This window comes from Massilia haematophila, from assembly GCF_042647645.1.
Taxonomy (GTDB): domain Bacteria; phylum Pseudomonadota; class Gammaproteobacteria; order Burkholderiales; family Burkholderiaceae_D; genus Telluria; species Telluria haematophila.
This window is the reverse complement of the sequence record NZ_JBHRVV010000002.1, coordinates 55,369-69,771: the sequence shown is the minus strand read 5'-3', so window position 1 is coordinate 69,771 and position 14,403 is coordinate 55,369. Positions and strand designations below refer to the sequence as shown.

At 59.6% G+C, this 14,403-nt stretch carries 14 protein-coding genes and 4 pseudogenes; 8 read left to right on the top strand and 10 right to left on the bottom strand.

From position 1 onward, the window contains the following. The first annotated feature begins 3 nt into the window (after nucleotides 1–3). Together ACFOPH_RS25160 and ACFOPH_RS25155 are read left to right on the top strand one after the other, a co-directional pair. Entirely contained in the window at nucleotides 4–1,185 is a 1,182-nt protein-coding gene (locus ACFOPH_RS25160) for an ABC transporter permease (protein ID WP_147937428.1), read from the top strand. Continuing rightward, nucleotides 1,182–2,324: an ABC transporter permease gene (locus ACFOPH_RS25155; protein ID WP_147937427.1), complete on the top strand. Its 1,143-nt coding sequence runs from the start codon at nucleotides 1,182–1,184 to the stop codon at nucleotides 2,322–2,324. The genes ACFOPH_RS25160 and ACFOPH_RS25155 overlap by 4 nt, the downstream gene beginning before the upstream one ends. Before the next feature lie 25 nt (nucleotides 2,325–2,349). Here the strand turns inward: ACFOPH_RS25155 and ACFOPH_RS25150 are convergent, their stop codons facing one another. From ACFOPH_RS25150 to ACFOPH_RS25135, 4 genes and pseudogenes are all read right to left on the bottom strand, one after another. Further along, complete coding sequence (locus ACFOPH_RS25150) at nucleotides 2,350–3,012, bottom strand: SOUL family heme-binding protein (RefSeq protein ID WP_379738113.1); 663 nt, start codon at nucleotides 3,010–3,012, stop codon at nucleotides 2,350–2,352. 85 nt (nucleotides 3,013–3,097) lie between these two features. Beyond that, complete coding sequence (locus tag ACFOPH_RS25145; RefSeq protein ID WP_379738202.1) at nucleotides 3,098–3,265, bottom strand: DUF2256 domain-containing protein; 168 nt, start codon at nucleotides 3,263–3,265, stop codon at nucleotides 3,098–3,100. Nucleotides 3,266–3,308: 43 nt separating this feature from the next. After that, nucleotides 3,309–3,704, bottom strand: a pseudogene (locus ACFOPH_RS25140) (short-chain dehydrogenase); the annotation flags it as partial. Nucleotides 3,705–3,706: 2 nt separating this feature from the next. Then, nucleotides 3,707–4,399: an IS6 family transposase gene (locus ACFOPH_RS25135; RefSeq protein WP_081925863.1), complete on the bottom strand. Its 693-nt coding sequence runs from the start codon at nucleotides 4,397–4,399 to the stop codon at nucleotides 3,707–3,709. Nucleotides 4,400–4,761: 362 nt separating this feature from the next. Here ACFOPH_RS25135 and ACFOPH_RS25130 point away from each other — a divergent pair. Then, nucleotides 4,762–5,130: pseudogene (locus ACFOPH_RS25130) on the top strand (helix-turn-helix domain-containing protein); the annotation flags it as partial. A 70-nt stretch (nucleotides 5,131–5,200) separates the two neighbouring features. Next, nucleotides 5,201–5,761, top strand: a pseudogene (locus ACFOPH_RS25125) (IS630 family transposase); the annotation flags it as partial. Between the two features lie 4 nt (nucleotides 5,762–5,765). On the opposite strand, the gene ACFOPH_RS25120 reads toward ACFOPH_RS25125, so the two are convergent. From ACFOPH_RS25120 to ACFOPH_RS25095, 6 genes are all read right to left on the bottom strand, one after another. Further along, nucleotides 5,766–6,164, bottom strand: coding sequence for a VOC family protein (locus tag ACFOPH_RS25120; RefSeq protein WP_091877590.1), 399 nt, complete (start codon nucleotides 6,162–6,164; stop codon nucleotides 5,766–5,768). 50 nt (nucleotides 6,165–6,214) lie between these two features. Further along, nucleotides 6,215–7,324 (bottom strand): S-(hydroxymethyl)glutathione dehydrogenase/class III alcohol dehydrogenase, encoded by a 1,110-nt coding sequence (locus ACFOPH_RS25115; protein WP_091877588.1) that lies wholly within the window; start codon nucleotides 7,322–7,324, stop codon nucleotides 6,215–6,217. 57 nt (nucleotides 7,325–7,381) lie between these two features. Then, nucleotides 7,382–7,657 carry a formaldehyde-responsive transcriptional repressor FrmR gene (gene frmR / locus ACFOPH_RS25110; protein ID WP_258848425.1) on the bottom strand — a complete coding sequence of 92 codons (276 nt, stop codon included), beginning with the start codon at nucleotides 7,655–7,657 and terminating at the stop codon, nucleotides 7,382–7,384. Nucleotides 7,658–7,799: 142 nt separating this feature from the next. After that, complete coding sequence (locus tag ACFOPH_RS25105; protein ID WP_379738111.1) at nucleotides 7,800–8,189, bottom strand: ZIP family metal transporter; 390 nt, start codon at nucleotides 8,187–8,189, stop codon at nucleotides 7,800–7,802. 246 nt (nucleotides 8,190–8,435) lie between these two features. Continuing rightward, a complete protein-coding gene (locus ACFOPH_RS25100; RefSeq protein ID WP_379738109.1) occupies nucleotides 8,436–8,903 on the bottom strand; it encodes an RES family NAD+ phosphorylase in 468 nt (155 codons plus the stop codon). After that, entirely contained in the window at nucleotides 8,900–9,463 is a 564-nt protein-coding gene (locus ACFOPH_RS25095) for an antitoxin Xre-like helix-turn-helix domain-containing protein (protein ID WP_379738107.1), read from the bottom strand. Before ACFOPH_RS25095 ends, ACFOPH_RS25100 begins: the two co-directional genes overlap by 4 nt. Before the next feature lie 463 nt (nucleotides 9,464–9,926). On the opposite strand from ACFOPH_RS25095, the gene ACFOPH_RS25090 reads away from it, so the two are divergent. From ACFOPH_RS25090 to ACFOPH_RS25075, 4 genes and pseudogenes are all read left to right on the top strand, one after another. Further along, nucleotides 9,927–10,262, top strand: a complete 336-nt coding sequence (locus tag ACFOPH_RS25090) for a hypothetical protein (RefSeq protein ID WP_379738105.1) — start codon at nucleotides 9,927–9,929, stop codon at nucleotides 10,260–10,262. 1 nt (nucleotide 10,263) lies between these two features. Next, nucleotides 10,264–10,980, top strand: coding sequence for an IS6 family transposase (locus tag ACFOPH_RS25085; protein WP_379738200.1), 717 nt, complete (start codon nucleotides 10,264–10,266; stop codon nucleotides 10,978–10,980). Between the two features lie 124 nt (nucleotides 10,981–11,104). Then, the gene (locus ACFOPH_RS25080) at nucleotides 11,105–13,594 is read left to right on the top strand and encodes a hybrid sensor histidine kinase/response regulator (RefSeq protein ID WP_379738103.1); all 2,490 of its coding nucleotides are present in this window, start codon (nucleotides 11,105–11,107) and stop codon (nucleotides 13,592–13,594) included. Between the two features lie 115 nt (nucleotides 13,595–13,709). Continuing rightward, nucleotides 13,710–14,390: pseudogene (locus tag ACFOPH_RS25075) on the top strand (IS5 family transposase); the annotation flags it as partial. Nucleotides 14,391–14,403 lie beyond the last annotated feature (13 nt).

Genomic DNA, 14,403 nt, shown 5'->3' with positions numbered 1-14,403 from the left:
CCGATGACCCGCTCCGGCAACGCCATCGCATCGTCCCTGCAGCGCGAATGGGCGCGCCTGCGCGCCGATCCGTGGGACATCGCCATGCTGGGCGCGATCCCGCTCGCGCTCTACCTGCTGACATGGTGGATCTTTTCCGCCGGCGTGGCCCGCGACCTGCCGCTGGTGGTGCATGACCGCGACCACTCCGCCATCTCGCGCAACCTGATCCGCATGCTCGACGCCTCGCCCGGACTGAAAGTGGTGCTGGCGGCAGACAACGAAGCCGCGGCCCTGCGCCTGATCCGCGCGCGCCAGGCCTTCGGCCTGGTGTCGATCCCCGCCGATCTGCAGGAGTCGGTGCTCGCGGGAAGGGGCGCCAGGGTGCAATGGGCCTATAACGCCCAGTTCGCGGCGCATTCGGGCGGCATGACGCGCGACGTGCGCACCGTGGTGGCAACCCTGTCGGCGGGTATCGAACTGCAGGGGCGTGCGCGGCGCGGCGCCGGCCCCGCCCAAGCCAGCGCCCGGTTCGAGCCGGTGCGTACTCGCACCAGCACGCTGTTCAACGAAAACGGCAGCTACATCCCGTCGCTGGCGCTGCCGGTGGCCTTCACGCTGCTGCATATGTTCGTCACGCTGGCGGCGGTGACAGCCATTGGCCGCGAGTTGCGCGCCGCTACGGTGGCCGAATGGCTGGCCGCCGCCCACGGCCGGCTGGGCGCGGCCCTGCTCGGAAAATTGCTCATCCCCTGCGCCGTCTTCGCCGTGCATGCACTGTTGCTGTTCCTGTTGTTCGGCGTCGTGCTTGGCTGGCCGGTGCAGGGCAGCGCCACGGCCATGCTGGCGGGGACGGCGCTGTTCATCACGGCCTGCCTCGCGCTTGGCGCGGTGATCGCCGCCTTCTCCTCGTCGCTGCGCGCGGCGCTGTCGGCCAGCGCCTTCATCACGGCGCCCGCGTTCGCGTTCGCCGGCCAGGGCTTTCCGCTGCTGGCCATGCCCGTCGGCGCGCGCATCTGGGCCGAATCGCTGCCCCTGACCCATTACCTGCAAATGCTCAACAACACCTGGATGGCGGGCGCGCCGCTGCGCTTCAATATCGCGCCGCTGGCGATCCTGCTGGCCTTTACGCTCGGGCTGGGCGCGGCCGCCTGGCTGCGCCTGGCGCGGCGCGTGCACCAGCCTGACACCTGGGGCAAGCAATGAGCGCCCCGCGCCGCGCCTGGGGCGCCTTCGTACTGACCTGGCAAGCCATCTTGCGGGACAAGGCGGCGCTGCTGCTGTTCTTCATTTCCGGCATCATCTATTCGTTTTTCTATCCGCTGCCCTACAGTGCCGAGACGGTGCGCCGGGTGCCGGTCGCGGTCGTCGACCAGGATCAGTCGGCCCTGTCGCGCCAGCTGATCCGCTACGCCGGTGCGCACCCCGGCATTGTCGTGGCCAGCGTCAGCGCGCGGCCGGAAGACGCCCAGGCGCTGATCTGGCAGGGCCAGGCGGCCGGCGCGATGTTCATTCCCGCCGACTTCAGCCGCAAGGTGCTGGCCGGCGCGCAGCCCGAAGTGGAGGTCAGCGGCCACGGTTCCTATCCCTTGCTCAACAAGGTGGTCCTGAACGGCCTGGCCGAGGTTGCCGGCACGGTGTCCGCCGGAATCGAACTCAAGCGCCTGGGCGCGGCGACCCCGTCCGGCGTGCAGGCCGAGGCGGCGCGCCAGCCGCTTGCCGTCGAGGCACTGCCCCTGTTTAACGTGCGCGAAGGCTACGCCTCGTACGTTGTTCCCGGCGTCGTGGTACTGGTCATGCAGCAAACCTTCCTGCTCGGGATCGGGCTGCTGTTCGGTAGCTGGTCGAGCGCGCAATCCTTCCCCTACGGGCGCGACACGGCCTCGTACTGCGGCGCCCTGAGTGCGTTCGCGCTGGTCGTGGTCCTGAATGCGCTGTACTTTTTCGGCTTCGTCTTCTGGTGGCAGGATTATCCGCGCGGCGGCAACCTGGCGGGCACGGCCGTGCTGACCCTGCTGTTCGCCTATGGCGTGGCGGCATTGGGCATGTTGACCGGCATGTTCTTCCGCACCCGCGAGCGCAGCATGCAGCTGCTCGTTGCCACCTCGCTGCCGGTCATGTTCCTGTCCGGCCTGACCTGGCCGGCGAGCGCCATCCCGCTGCCGTTGCGCTCGCTCGGCGCGCTGCTGCCATCGACTGCCGCCATCCAGGGCTTCGTCGCCACCAACCAGATGGGCGCCTCCCTGTACGAGGTGCGCATGGAGCTTGCCGTGCTGCTCGGCCTGGCGCTTATGTTCATCGTTGTCGGCCTGGCCAAATGGGGGCGCATGCCCGCGCCCCGGTAGCGGGGCGCAGGAGGGGCGGCGCCGCTCAGTCGAGGTTCAGCCAGATCTCGTTGCGCCGCATGAACCAGAGCGTCATCGGGCCGTTGTAGCGCGACAACACCGGTTCGCCGGTCCAGGTGATATTGGCTGCGCGCAGCGCCGCCTGGAGTTCGGCCAGGTGCCTGGCGTAATTGGCTTGCGACCAGAAGCCGGAATACCGGATCACCGCCACCTGTTTGGGCGGCACTTCGCGCAGCCTGACGCGCGCATCGAGCGGCAGCGGCGCATTGTCCATGTTGATGTCTTTAGGCAGGACGAACTGCACCAGGATGCCGTCCGGGCCTGCGCTCTGGGTCACCGGCGCCGTCATGTCCAGCTTGGCCGGGACCGGCGCCTGGGTCACCGGGGCGGTCATGGCAAGCTTGCGTTCGCCCTTGTTCTTGCCAAAGATATAGCCGGCCAGGATCGGGAAGGCGCGGTTGCCCGCGTCATCGGCAGGCGGGGGCATCACCACCTCGGCGACGGTGTAGGCCGCGTATTGGCGAATCTCGAACGTGGGGAAGGACCGCACGATGGTAAAGGCGGGTTCTTCAACCGCCTGGCTGGCCGCAGGCAGCAGCGCCAGCGCCAGGACGCAGGCAAGGCCGATCAGCCGCCGTGTGGGCCAGGGCCGGGCGGCGCGGCGGGAGTGCTGGGTGGGAGCAGTCATGGCGCGGTTTCCTGGGGCAGTGGGCATGGCTTACAGCATACACCTTCAGCGGCGCAGCCCCGGGCCGGCCGGGACGCAAGGATGTTCAATCCTTGTTATGCCGGCATTCTGCTCCTGCCGGCCTGGAGGCGCGGCGGCAGCGTTCCGAGCAATACTTTACTTGATCCCAGTCGCGTTCCCACTTTTTGCGCCAGGTAAAAGGCAGCGCGCAGTATGCGCAGACCCTGGACGGGAGCCCGGATTTCTTGCGCATCTTCATGGCAGTAATCGTACAGCCGTGAGGAGGGGGCGGTAAGTTACCACGGCAATTCGGCGCCGGTGTAGGATCGGAATGAGCCGCTGTCGGCAGGCGTCAGCCCATCGAGTACGTGCAGCATGTCGGCAGCGGCGTCACGTGCGGGGCGCCCGATGGTTTCGCCCCGAAATGGTTGTGACAGGCGTGAGCTGACAGTGCCGGGGTGCAGTGCAACGAGCACACTGTTTTTCTGGCTGCGTGCGACTTCGATGGCGGCTGTCTTGACCATCATATTGAGCGCTGCCTTGGAAGCGCGATAGCTGTACCAGCCACCCAGGCGGTTGTCGCCGATGCTGCCCACCTTTGCCGACAACATGGCCATGATGGCGCGCTCGCTGTCGGGTTCTGTCGCGTTGTTGATCAAACGGCGGAAATTGGCCGAAAACGGAGCTGCGCCCCTCACACTGGACGGACCACTCCTGCCATCGCAGAAAATTGGTCGGCGAACGACATCGCCTCGGCGCCGTCGATCTCGAACTGACCTTTGCGGATCATGTGAATCAGCTCAATTCCAGCCAGCACCGAACTGGCGGACCGGAACGATTTGAAGTTGAGCATCGGCCTGGTCACCCGCTTAATAGCGCGATGGTCCTGCTCGACGATGTTGTTGAGGTATTTGACTTGGCGTACCGCAATCCGGACGTCGCGACCAGCGTTGACCTCGTCGATCGCCGCCTTATTGGCACCACTCTTGTCCATCGCGATCTTGTCGGGATTGCCGTTCGCACCCATCGCCTTTTCGAAGAAGCGCTTCGCTGCAGGCATGTCGCGCTTGGCCGTTAGCAGGAAGTCGACAGTCTTGCCCTGCTTGTCGACGGCGCGGTAGAGGTATTTCCAGACCCCTTTGACCTTGATATAGGTCTCATCCATTCGCCAGCTGCCACCGACGGGGCGCTTGTATTTCCGGGCCATCTTCTCGATGAGCGGCAGGAAACGAACCGCCCACCGGTTGATCGACGAATGGTCGACCGACACGCCGCGCTCTTCCATCATCTCCTCGAGGTGCCGGTAACTCAGCGGGTAGGCTGCATACCAACGGATGCAGACCAGGATCACGTCGATAGGAAAACGCATCCCTTTGAAGTTGAGCATATCGATTCGTCCTGGGTTCGGGCGCCGCAGTTTACCCGATTGACCCGTCGACGTTCCCTAATGCGACAGAACCGTAGATTGTGCGTTCGTCATGTGAATGTTGGCCGGTTCTTTCATCACGCCCTCATAGTTACCATTGATTGAAAGGATCTCGCTTCACGGTAAATACCCGCAGCGGCGCACGATGTACACCGCTGCGGGCCGACCGTTTTGAGCCGACACCATCTAAAGGGTTTGAGTAATGCTCGCCCCTATAGAGGCTTGTGCAAGCTCTTTCCGAATGCCGTCACTTTCGCTACTTCTAAGTAGTCGCGCAATTTTTGCTGTCAAAGCCAAATTGACGATGCAGCGGAGGTTAAACGATGAAGCACCTGAAATTGTCCGAAGACGAGCGGCGTACGCTGCGTGAGATGGGCGTTTTCCACCCACACCCGAGAACGCGGATGCGAGCGCAAGGAGTTTTGCGGTTGAGCCAGGGGTTGACGCTTCAAAGAACGGCGGACGAGTTCGGGGGGCACTTGAACAGCGTCGAGCATTGGCGACAACGCTGGAGCAAGCTCGGCTTGGCGGGGCTGTACGAGGGGCGTCATACCGGGCGCCCCAGGAAATGGACACCCGAGCAGCAGCAAGCTCTTGGCAAGTTGGCCGATTCGGAATCCGGTACCGTGGGGGCACTGCTGCGCCAGATCGAGCAAGGCCAGGACCACGCCTCGATCAGCGAAAGCACGGCTAAACGGTACCTCAAGGAGATGGACTTCACGTACAAGCGCTATCGGTACAGTTTAAAAAAAGCGAGATCAGGAAGCGTTCGAGCACGCCGGCAAAGTGATCGACGCTCTGGTCAGGCTCGATCAGGAACAGCGGTGCGAGCTGCTGTATTTCGACGAATCAGGCTTCAGCCCGAATCCGCTGGTGCAGTACGGCTGGGGGAAAATCGGCCAGACCCGAGCCGTCGAGCCTCTCGCGCACCGGCAGCGCGTGAACGTGCTTGGGGCTTTGCGTCACGATGGCCAACCGACCTGGATAACTCAGCAGCGACCGACGACACGAGACGATGTCATTGCATTCTTCGAACAGATCGCGGTGCTTCCGCATAACGTTCCGCGAATCGTCTTGATCGATAACGCCGGCATACACAAAGGCGCCATCATGGATAAAAAGCGGCGTCAGTGGGCTAAACATGGGCTGCATCTGTACTATTTGCCGCCCTACAGTCCAGAGCTCAACCGAATCGAGATTTTGTGGAAGCACGCTAAGCATTTCTGGCACCGCTTCGTTGCCAAGAACGGCGCAGACCTGCTTCACGAAATTCAATCCTTGATGAGCAGCTTCGGGACGAAGTTCACGATAAATTTTGGATGACTACTTAGACAAAGGTGTACGAGCAGATCTTGTTGCCCGCCGGATCACGCAGATAAGCTGCGTAGGCGCCAGGCAGGTGGCCACGCGGGCCAGGCTGCCCCTCGTCGGTGCCGCCTGCGGCAAGGCCGGCGGCGTGGAATGCATCTACCTCGGCGGGAGTTGCAGCAGCAAAGCCGATCGTCACGCCATTGCTGGAGGGCGCTTCACCGTTGCCAGGACGTGCAATGATAAAAGCCGGCTTTTCACGGCCGAAGAGCACCCAACCGTTACCGAATGGACCGAGGTTCTTGATGCCAAGAGCCCCCAGAGTCGCATCGTAAAACGCGGCCGACTTCTGAACGTCGGCGGCGCCGATAAAGACGTGCGAGAAAATGCTGTCACCGGAAATAACTGGAGTAGACATAGTTCTTTTTCTTGATATTTGATGTTAAATGAATAGTTAGTGTTCGTGAATCAATAGTGGATCACCGTGCGAATCGACTTGCCTTCGTGCATCAGATCGAAGGCTTTGTTGATATCCTCGAGACCCATGGTGTGGGTAACGAATGGGGCGAGATCGATCTCACCTTTCATTGCGTCTTCCACCATGCCGGGAAGTTGGGTGCGCCCTTTGACTCCGCCAAAAGCCGAGCCCTTCCAAGTCCGACCAGTGACCAGCTGGAATGGACGGGTCGAGATTTCCTTGCCAGCACCGGCGACGCCGATGACGATTGACTGGCCCCAGCCGCGATGGGCTGCTTCCAGCGCAGAGCGCATTACGTTGACATTACCAATGCACTCGAATGTATGGTCCACGCCCCAGCCGGTCATTTCGATGAGAACCTCGTGGATCGGCTTCTCGAAGTCCTTAGGGTTGAGACATTCGGTCGCGCCAAACTTACGAGCTAACTCGAACTTGGCTGGATTGGTGTCGATGGCAATTATGCGACCCGCCTTGGCTTGGCGCGCACCTTGGATTGCAGCGAGCCCAATGCCGCCAAGACCGAAGACGGCGACCGAGTCGCCCGGTTGCACCTTGGCCGTGTTGTGGACGGCACCGATACCGGTTGTTACCCCACAACCCAGCAGGCAGACGTGCTCCGGATTAGCATCCGGGTTGATCTTGGCCAGTGACACTTCCGCAACAACCGTATATTCGCTGAAAGTCGAACAGCCCATGTAGTGGTAAAGCGGTTGGCCGTTATAAGAAAAGCGAGTCGTGCCATCGGGCATCAGCCCCTTGCCTTGGGTCGCACGAACCGCGACACACAGATTGGTTTTACCGGACTTACAGAACAGACACTCGCCACATTCAGCGGTGTAGAGTGGAATGACATGATCGCCAGGTTTCACACTGGTTACCCCTTCCCCTACCTCCATGACGATACCCGCTCCTTCATGGCCCAAAACGACCGGGAAAAGACCTTCGGGGTCATCGCCCGACAAGGTAAAGGCATCGGTGTGGCATACGCCAGTATTCGTGATCTTGACAAGAACTTCGCCCTTGCGCGGCGGCTCAACGTCAATCTCAACGATTTCCAGCGGCTTTCCAGGCCCGAAGGCAACTGCTGCACGTGATTTCATGATGTGGTTTCTTTCTAATCTAGGTGAATTTGTTCTCATCGAGGGCACTTCATCTCTCTAACGCAGGTACGACCGGACGATAGAGATTGTTTCGTCAATGGACTTGTTCTGCGAATCACTTCTGATCTCGCTATTCGGAAATTCTTCTCGCAGATAGCTTTCCAAGACCGTGGCCATCAAGCCGTTAACCGCTCCGCGGACTGCCGCGAGCTGCTGAAGAATCGCAGGGCAATCAGCACCTGCATCAAGTGCTTGTTCAAGAGTAGCTACCTGTCCTTTGATACGCCTGATACGCGTGAGGGCTTGTTTCTTTTCTTCCGGACTATGTGGCATCGAACACCTCTCTACTAGTTAAGCGTCCCCACTATACCATACTGCCCTATAGTATAAGCAACCGATTTTTTGCTGAAATTTGTGTTTTTTTCACCTCGTTAAATTTTAGAAATCCACGTCAGCCGCCTCTCAAATCTGCCACTCAAGAGACACGTTCATGAGGCATTCCATTCACCAACACTACTGATAGGATGCCGATAAGCAACCAGACTACCTGCATCGTGGTCTCCTTGGTTGATCGGCGTTGCTGCAATTGAGGGATCAAGTCCGAAAGGGCTACGAAGATAAAACTGCTCCCAGCTACGGCCATTAGAAATGGCTGCCAATGCTGCAGACTTCCCGCCAGCATGAATCCGCTAACGCCACCCACAGCTGTCATGGATCCAGCCATGAAGAGTTTCCTCAGTGCCGCCCTGCGATGATTGTTTTGACGCAATATAACCAAATCACCTATGTGATGAGGCACCTCATGCATCAGTACGGAGACTGCTGCAGTAGCACCAAGGCGAACGTCCGAAACGAAGATGGGCAAAGACCGTCATTCTAGCCCAGCGGCAGTTTGCACCACAGCCTCCATTTTAGGAAGCAGTGGCGGATTCCAGCAACTTGACAATGCCGTCCTGGCTGGCTGAGCTCGTAGGACGGCGCCCAAGTCAGCTCGTCTCTAATCCATAATTCGCACCACAGCCCACAGAACACATCAGGGGAGAAAGGCGGACATCCCCAAGTCTTCTTTGTGCCAAGCAGGCCATCGGCCGTTCCGACTTCCTGCCGCTGCTCAGAAGTAGCGTGGGTCATAGTGCCACTTGCGCACGGCCGTGGCCACAATGCGCGTCGCGTCCGGATGCAGCGGGTTGATCAGCACGTTGAATTCCTCGGGCACAATCACCGAAGGAACCACCGCCAGCGCGGATGCCTTGCTCAGCAGCCAGGCCTCGCCCGTCTGTACGCTGGCCATGCCCGCAGGTAGCGCGTCCCAGCCAATCGGCGGTGTCAGCACTTGGCGCGCGGTCCACACATCGTCCGGCACATCGATGCGCACCAAGTAGCGGTTCAATGGCAAACCGCCGCTGCGCAGGTGCACGACCGTCTCGTGTACGGCCAGCGCAATACTCTCTGAGCTGTACGTGACGGCCATGCCCACCGGGTTCCAACGCCCGCCCGTGTTCTTTGCGCCCGTACCGGACATATCATCGGCAACATACTTTGGTGTGGTGGCTGCGATGCGCCAAAGCGACACCGTCATGCGTACGCTCCGCTCTGCACCATCTCCAGGAGATTGCCAACGTACTTCTGGCCCTCGACCGTGTCCATGAAGCTCGCGGGCGTGGCGCCGCCCAGCGCGGGCAGGGGAGCTGCTAACCAGCCTGCCAACCACTTCGCGGCGTCAAATTCTGGCGTACTCTCTGTGTCGATCATTGCCTGCACCTGGCCGATCAGCGCTTGCATTCCCATTACGCGTTCGGTCTCGTCTGGAGACAGCCGCTGCTCGCGCTGCACCTTGCGATTGATAGTGGCCCGGGAAAGGCCCAGCGAATCCATCAACGCTTCTTTCGGCATGTTCATAACCGAAGACAGTTCTCCTACGCGCTGCGCGGGTACGCCCGACCGGATAACGTGGATTTTGTCGGCAATGTCCATTTTGTACCAGGAAGTTAACTGTCCGGTTTTTGCGTCCCCCTTGAGGCTGAACACAGTCACCGTACGCGCCGTTTTCCGGGCTGCCGGCGTCGCTGCAGCTTTTGCTACCGCCGGCGGCGCTGAGCGCTTGGCGGCAGGCTTGCCGATCGCAGATCGAGTAGTCATGTTTGGCTCCTTTGAGACTACAGAATAGCTCATATGAGCGCAGCTAGCAACTGGCGTTCCGTGTGGTGCTGATTGAAGTCTGACCGCGGCAGGCGGCACGAGAAAGCGCAGTGATCATGCGTTTAGCGCTACATCATCGATCCACGTGAGCGATCTTCAACGCACGGGTCGACTGACGACGAAACGTTCTCGAAAAAAACCGTTTGGTGGCGGTGTCCGGTGATATTGCAGACATCTTGCCAAAAATTCTCGAGTTGGGCTTAGGTGATAATTGGTATTATCATTGAAGCTTTTTTGCTTGTTTTGGTCGTGAAACAGGTTTAGGATGAGGTATCCCGGCAGTTTGTACTGCCCCAAACAGTCTGATACTGACCATCCGCATGTTCATACAAACCCGGACCGGCACACGCGCACCGCTTGGCGGTCACACTGCGCTCCCGCTCATCGCCTTCATGGTGGTGGCATGACGCAGCACACCGACGTCGAACTGCCCGAACTGACCTACGACCGGGCCGACTATACGGCCCTGCGTGCCTACTGCCTCAAAATTCCGCTGCAGCGCATCGCTGACCTCTACTACAGCGAAGACAGCCCCCAGCTCGAACAGGGCCTGGAGCGCTGGCTCATCGACATGCGGAACAGGCTGGTCGAACGGGCCATCGAGCACAACCCGCATATCGCCAGCATCCTGCAGGGAGCCCGCCAAGGCGGCGCGATCACGGCAAAGGCGCTCGACATCCTGATCCAGGCGGCTCTGGTGCAAACCTGCAGCTCAGCTAGAATGACGGCCTTTGCCTGACATGCGTAGTCACGCGAGCACGAGCGACCTGTTCAAGGGCCGACACTTCGAACAAGAGATCATCATCCTTTGCGTGCGCTGGTACCTGCGTTATAAGCTGTCGTACCGAGACCTGGTCGAGATGATGGCTGAGCGAGGCCTGCCGATCGCTCACACGACAATCCTGCGTTGGGTTCAGCGGTACGCACCGGAGTTCGACAAACGCTGGAGCCGCTTCGCGACGTCGGCTGGCACCTCCTGGCGGGTGGACGAGACCTACGTCAGGATCCGCGGCCAGTGGGCTTATCTCTACCGGGCTGTCGACTCGACCGGCAATACCGTCGACTTCCGGCTCAGCCCGCGGCGCAACGTCGCTTCGGCCAAGGCATTCTTTCGTAAAGCCATACGTTCTCAAGGCCGGTCGCCCGAGACTATTACGCTGGACGGTTATGCCGCTTCCCACCGTGCCGTTCGCGAACTTCAAGAGCAGGGACGTCTTCCTGACTTGACGAAGCTTCGCTCGTCAAAATATCTGAACAATCTGATCGAGCAGGACCATCGCAATGTCAAATCCAGACTTGGACCGATGCTGGGGTTGAAAAGCTTCACTTCCGCTACCACGACAATACAAGGTATTGAGCTCATGCATCGCATTCGCAAAGGGCAGTTCGACCTACGAGGTCTGGGAACTCAGGGGCAAACTTCGTCCGAAATCTGGGCAGCTGTTCTGGCTGCGTAAACTCAGCCGGCGCACCGGCAGGTTGGCGTACCTTTGTCCATAATTTGCACCAGAGCCACGCGGACTGCCTGTAGTATGGGCACTTATGGCTCATAGCACAGACATCGTGAACATGGAAACGAACTTGCGTTCCCCAGCAGCAACTGAACCGGATTTCAGCGCGCTATTCGACGCCACACCATCTCCTTATCTGGTGCTGTCATCAGACCTCCGTATTGTTTCAGTCAACCGTGCTTATCTCCGTGCGACCAGTACAGTCCGTGAAGATATCCTCGGCAAGGGTATGTTCGAGGTTTTTCCCGACAACCCTGCGGACTCAGCCGCTAACGGCGTTGAAAAGCTGGAGGCGTCGCTCCTGCGCGTGTTGCAAACCAGGTCTGCAGACACGATGGCTATCCAAAAATATGACATTCGGGTGCCAGGGCCGCATGGCACATGTTTCGAGGAGCGCTATTGGATCCCGATTAACACCCCGGTTTTTGGTGCCGACGGGGAGGTAACACACATCATTCACCGCGTCGAAGACGTTACCGAATTTGTCAGGGCGAAAGACAATACCGCTCGCATGGTATGCAAGATCGACGATCAAGCAATTGAAATCGAGATTGCAAACAGGCGTCTGCGAGAAGCGAACGACACACTCGAGCAACGTGTGATGGCACGAACCGAAGCGCAACGCTTAACGGAAGAAAAACTCCGTGCAAGCGAACTTCGCTTTCGGCTGATGGCCGATTCCATTCCTCAGATGGTCTGGATCATTGACGAGAGCGGTCGAATCATATATTTCAACAAGCAGTGGTCTGCCTATACCGGCGTCGTCTCGGACAACAATACACTTGATGAGATTTCTGGGAAATTCTTACATCCCGACGATCAGGGTATCACCATGAAGGCGTGGGAGCTTGCCAAAAGAAGCGAGAAGAATTTCGGGGTCGAACACCGTATCCGATCAGCCTCAGGCGAATACCGCTGGTTCCTGGCGCGTGCGGAGCCTTACCGAGACCCTCAGTCGGACCAGATTGTCATGTGGTTCGGTACATCTACCGATGTCCACGACCGCAAACTGGCCGAGGCTGCGCTGAGCGAGCGCGAGGAACAGCTGCGACTAGCGATCGATGCGGCGGACGTCGGCGAGTGGGACGTCGACATGGAAACCGGAACCATGTATTGGCCGCCCCGCGTGAAGGCCATGTTCGGGATATCGGCTGCCTCTTCGGTCACGCTGCAGGACTTTTACGATGGAGTCCACCCGGACGATCGCGAGCGTACGTTGACTTCGTTTGCAAACACTGCTGATCCGCAATTGCGCGTCCAATACGAGGCTGAATACAGGACGATAGGCAAGGAAGACCAGCTCATTCGCTGGGTTGCTGCAAAAGGCCGGGGTCTGTTTAACGAGTCGGGTAAATGCGTACGCATCATCGGTACGGCCATCGACATCACCAAACGCAAGGCAGATGAAGAAGCATTGCGCGAAAGTGAGGAACGCCTACGGCAGGCTGACCGGATAAAGGACGAGTTCCTGGCAATGCTTGCCCATGAGTTGCGCAATCCGCTTGCTCCCATCATCGCTGCCGCCGAGCTGCTACAGCTGGGGAAGCTGAACGATGAACGTGTTCAGCGCACCAGCCAGATCATCGGCAGGCAAGTACGTCATATGACCAGCCTGGTGGATGACTTGTTAGATGTGTCACGGGTTACCCGTGGCTTGGTAGAGCTGGACAACGCGCCGGTCGACATCAACCACATCGTTGCTGATGCCATGGAGCAGGTCACCCCATTGATCCGTACGCGGCGCCATCATCTGGAAGTGCATCTGACTCCGAATGCAACGATCGTACTAGGAGACAGGAAACGGTTGGTACAAGTGCTTGCCAACGTGCTCAATAACGCCGCCAAGTACACGTACGAAGGCGGCAAAATCCGATTGCGGACTGATGTTCGTGACTCGCGCGTACTCATTGAGGTAGCGGATAACGGCATTGGCATGGCACCCGACCTGGTATCGCGAGCCTTCGACCTGTTTGCGCAAGCCGAGCGCTCGTCTGACCGATCCTCTGGAGGGCTGGGCCTTGGGCTCGCGCTAGTCAAGAGTCTTGTTGGACTACACCATGGTACGGTAACGTGCGAAAGCGCTGGGGTCGACAAGGGCAGCAAGTTCACCATCTGCCTGCCTCGCCTGTGCCAGCAGGAAGACAAGCTACGAACAGGACAATCCGCCGAAGCCGGGCTGTCGAAGCAAGCGCAGAGCCTGCGCATCATGGTGGTGGACGACAACGTGGATGCAGCGGCGATGCTAGCCATGTTGCTGGAAGCGTCAGGTCACCAGGTAACCGTAGAGCATGACGCGCGCCGGGCGCTGGCACGAGCCAAGGCCGACGTCCCGCAGGTGTGCCTGCTTGATATCGGCCTGCCGGAAATGAATGGCAACGAATTGGCGCAGCAGCTACGCGCCTGTCCCGAGACCGCCAAATCGGTGCTGATCGCTGTTACCGGCTATGGCCAGGAAAAAGACCGAGAGCAATCGCTGGCTGCAGGATTCGACCATCACCTCGTCAAGCCTGTCGATATCAAGACGCTCACGTCCAAACTTGACGCGATTGGTCATACTTGACTGTATGAGTGAGCGAAAGCCACTTATGCGCAAAGTCCGCATCGCGTCGAGTTCAAGCGTACACAGCCACGGTCTGACATTCACACAAGCTCCTGTTTTTAGCCGGAATGATGCCATGGCTAAAGCACTCATTTCCGACGAGCTCTGGACCCTTGTCGCAGCTCATCTTCCAATACACCGGCCCTCTCCGAGAGGAGGTCGACCACGCATCGCTGACCGGGCGGCACTTACCGGCATTCTGTTCGTCCTCAGGACCGGAGTACCCTGGGAGTATCTGCCGCGGGAGCTTGGATGCGGTAGCGGAATGACCTGCTGGCGTCGCCTAGACGAATGGATGCAGGCGGGTGTATGGCAGAGTATTCACGAGGCGATACTGCGTCGTCTCCGCGAGTACGACCAGATCGCATGGGATCGAGCGTGCATCGATGCTGCCAGCGTGCCTGCGCCACGAGGCGGCGAGCACACCGGACGAAACCCTACTGATCGGGGTAAGCTTGGCTGCAAACACCACATCCTGGTCGATCAACGTGGCTTGCCGTTGGTAGCCCAGATCTCAGGAGCGCAAGTTCACGATTCCCGGCTGCTCGTACCGATCGTCGAGGCAATCCCGGCCGTCAAAGGGTTGGCAGGCCGGGCTCGTAAGCGTCCGAGGAAACTGCACGCCGACCGTGCTTATGCATCACGAGCGCACCGTGCCTGGCTGCGCCGACGAGGTATTTCTGCTCGCATCGCGAGACATGGCGTCGAGTCACGCGAACGGCTTGGCCGCTGGCGTTGGGTCGTCGAACGGGCTCTGGTGCAAATTATGG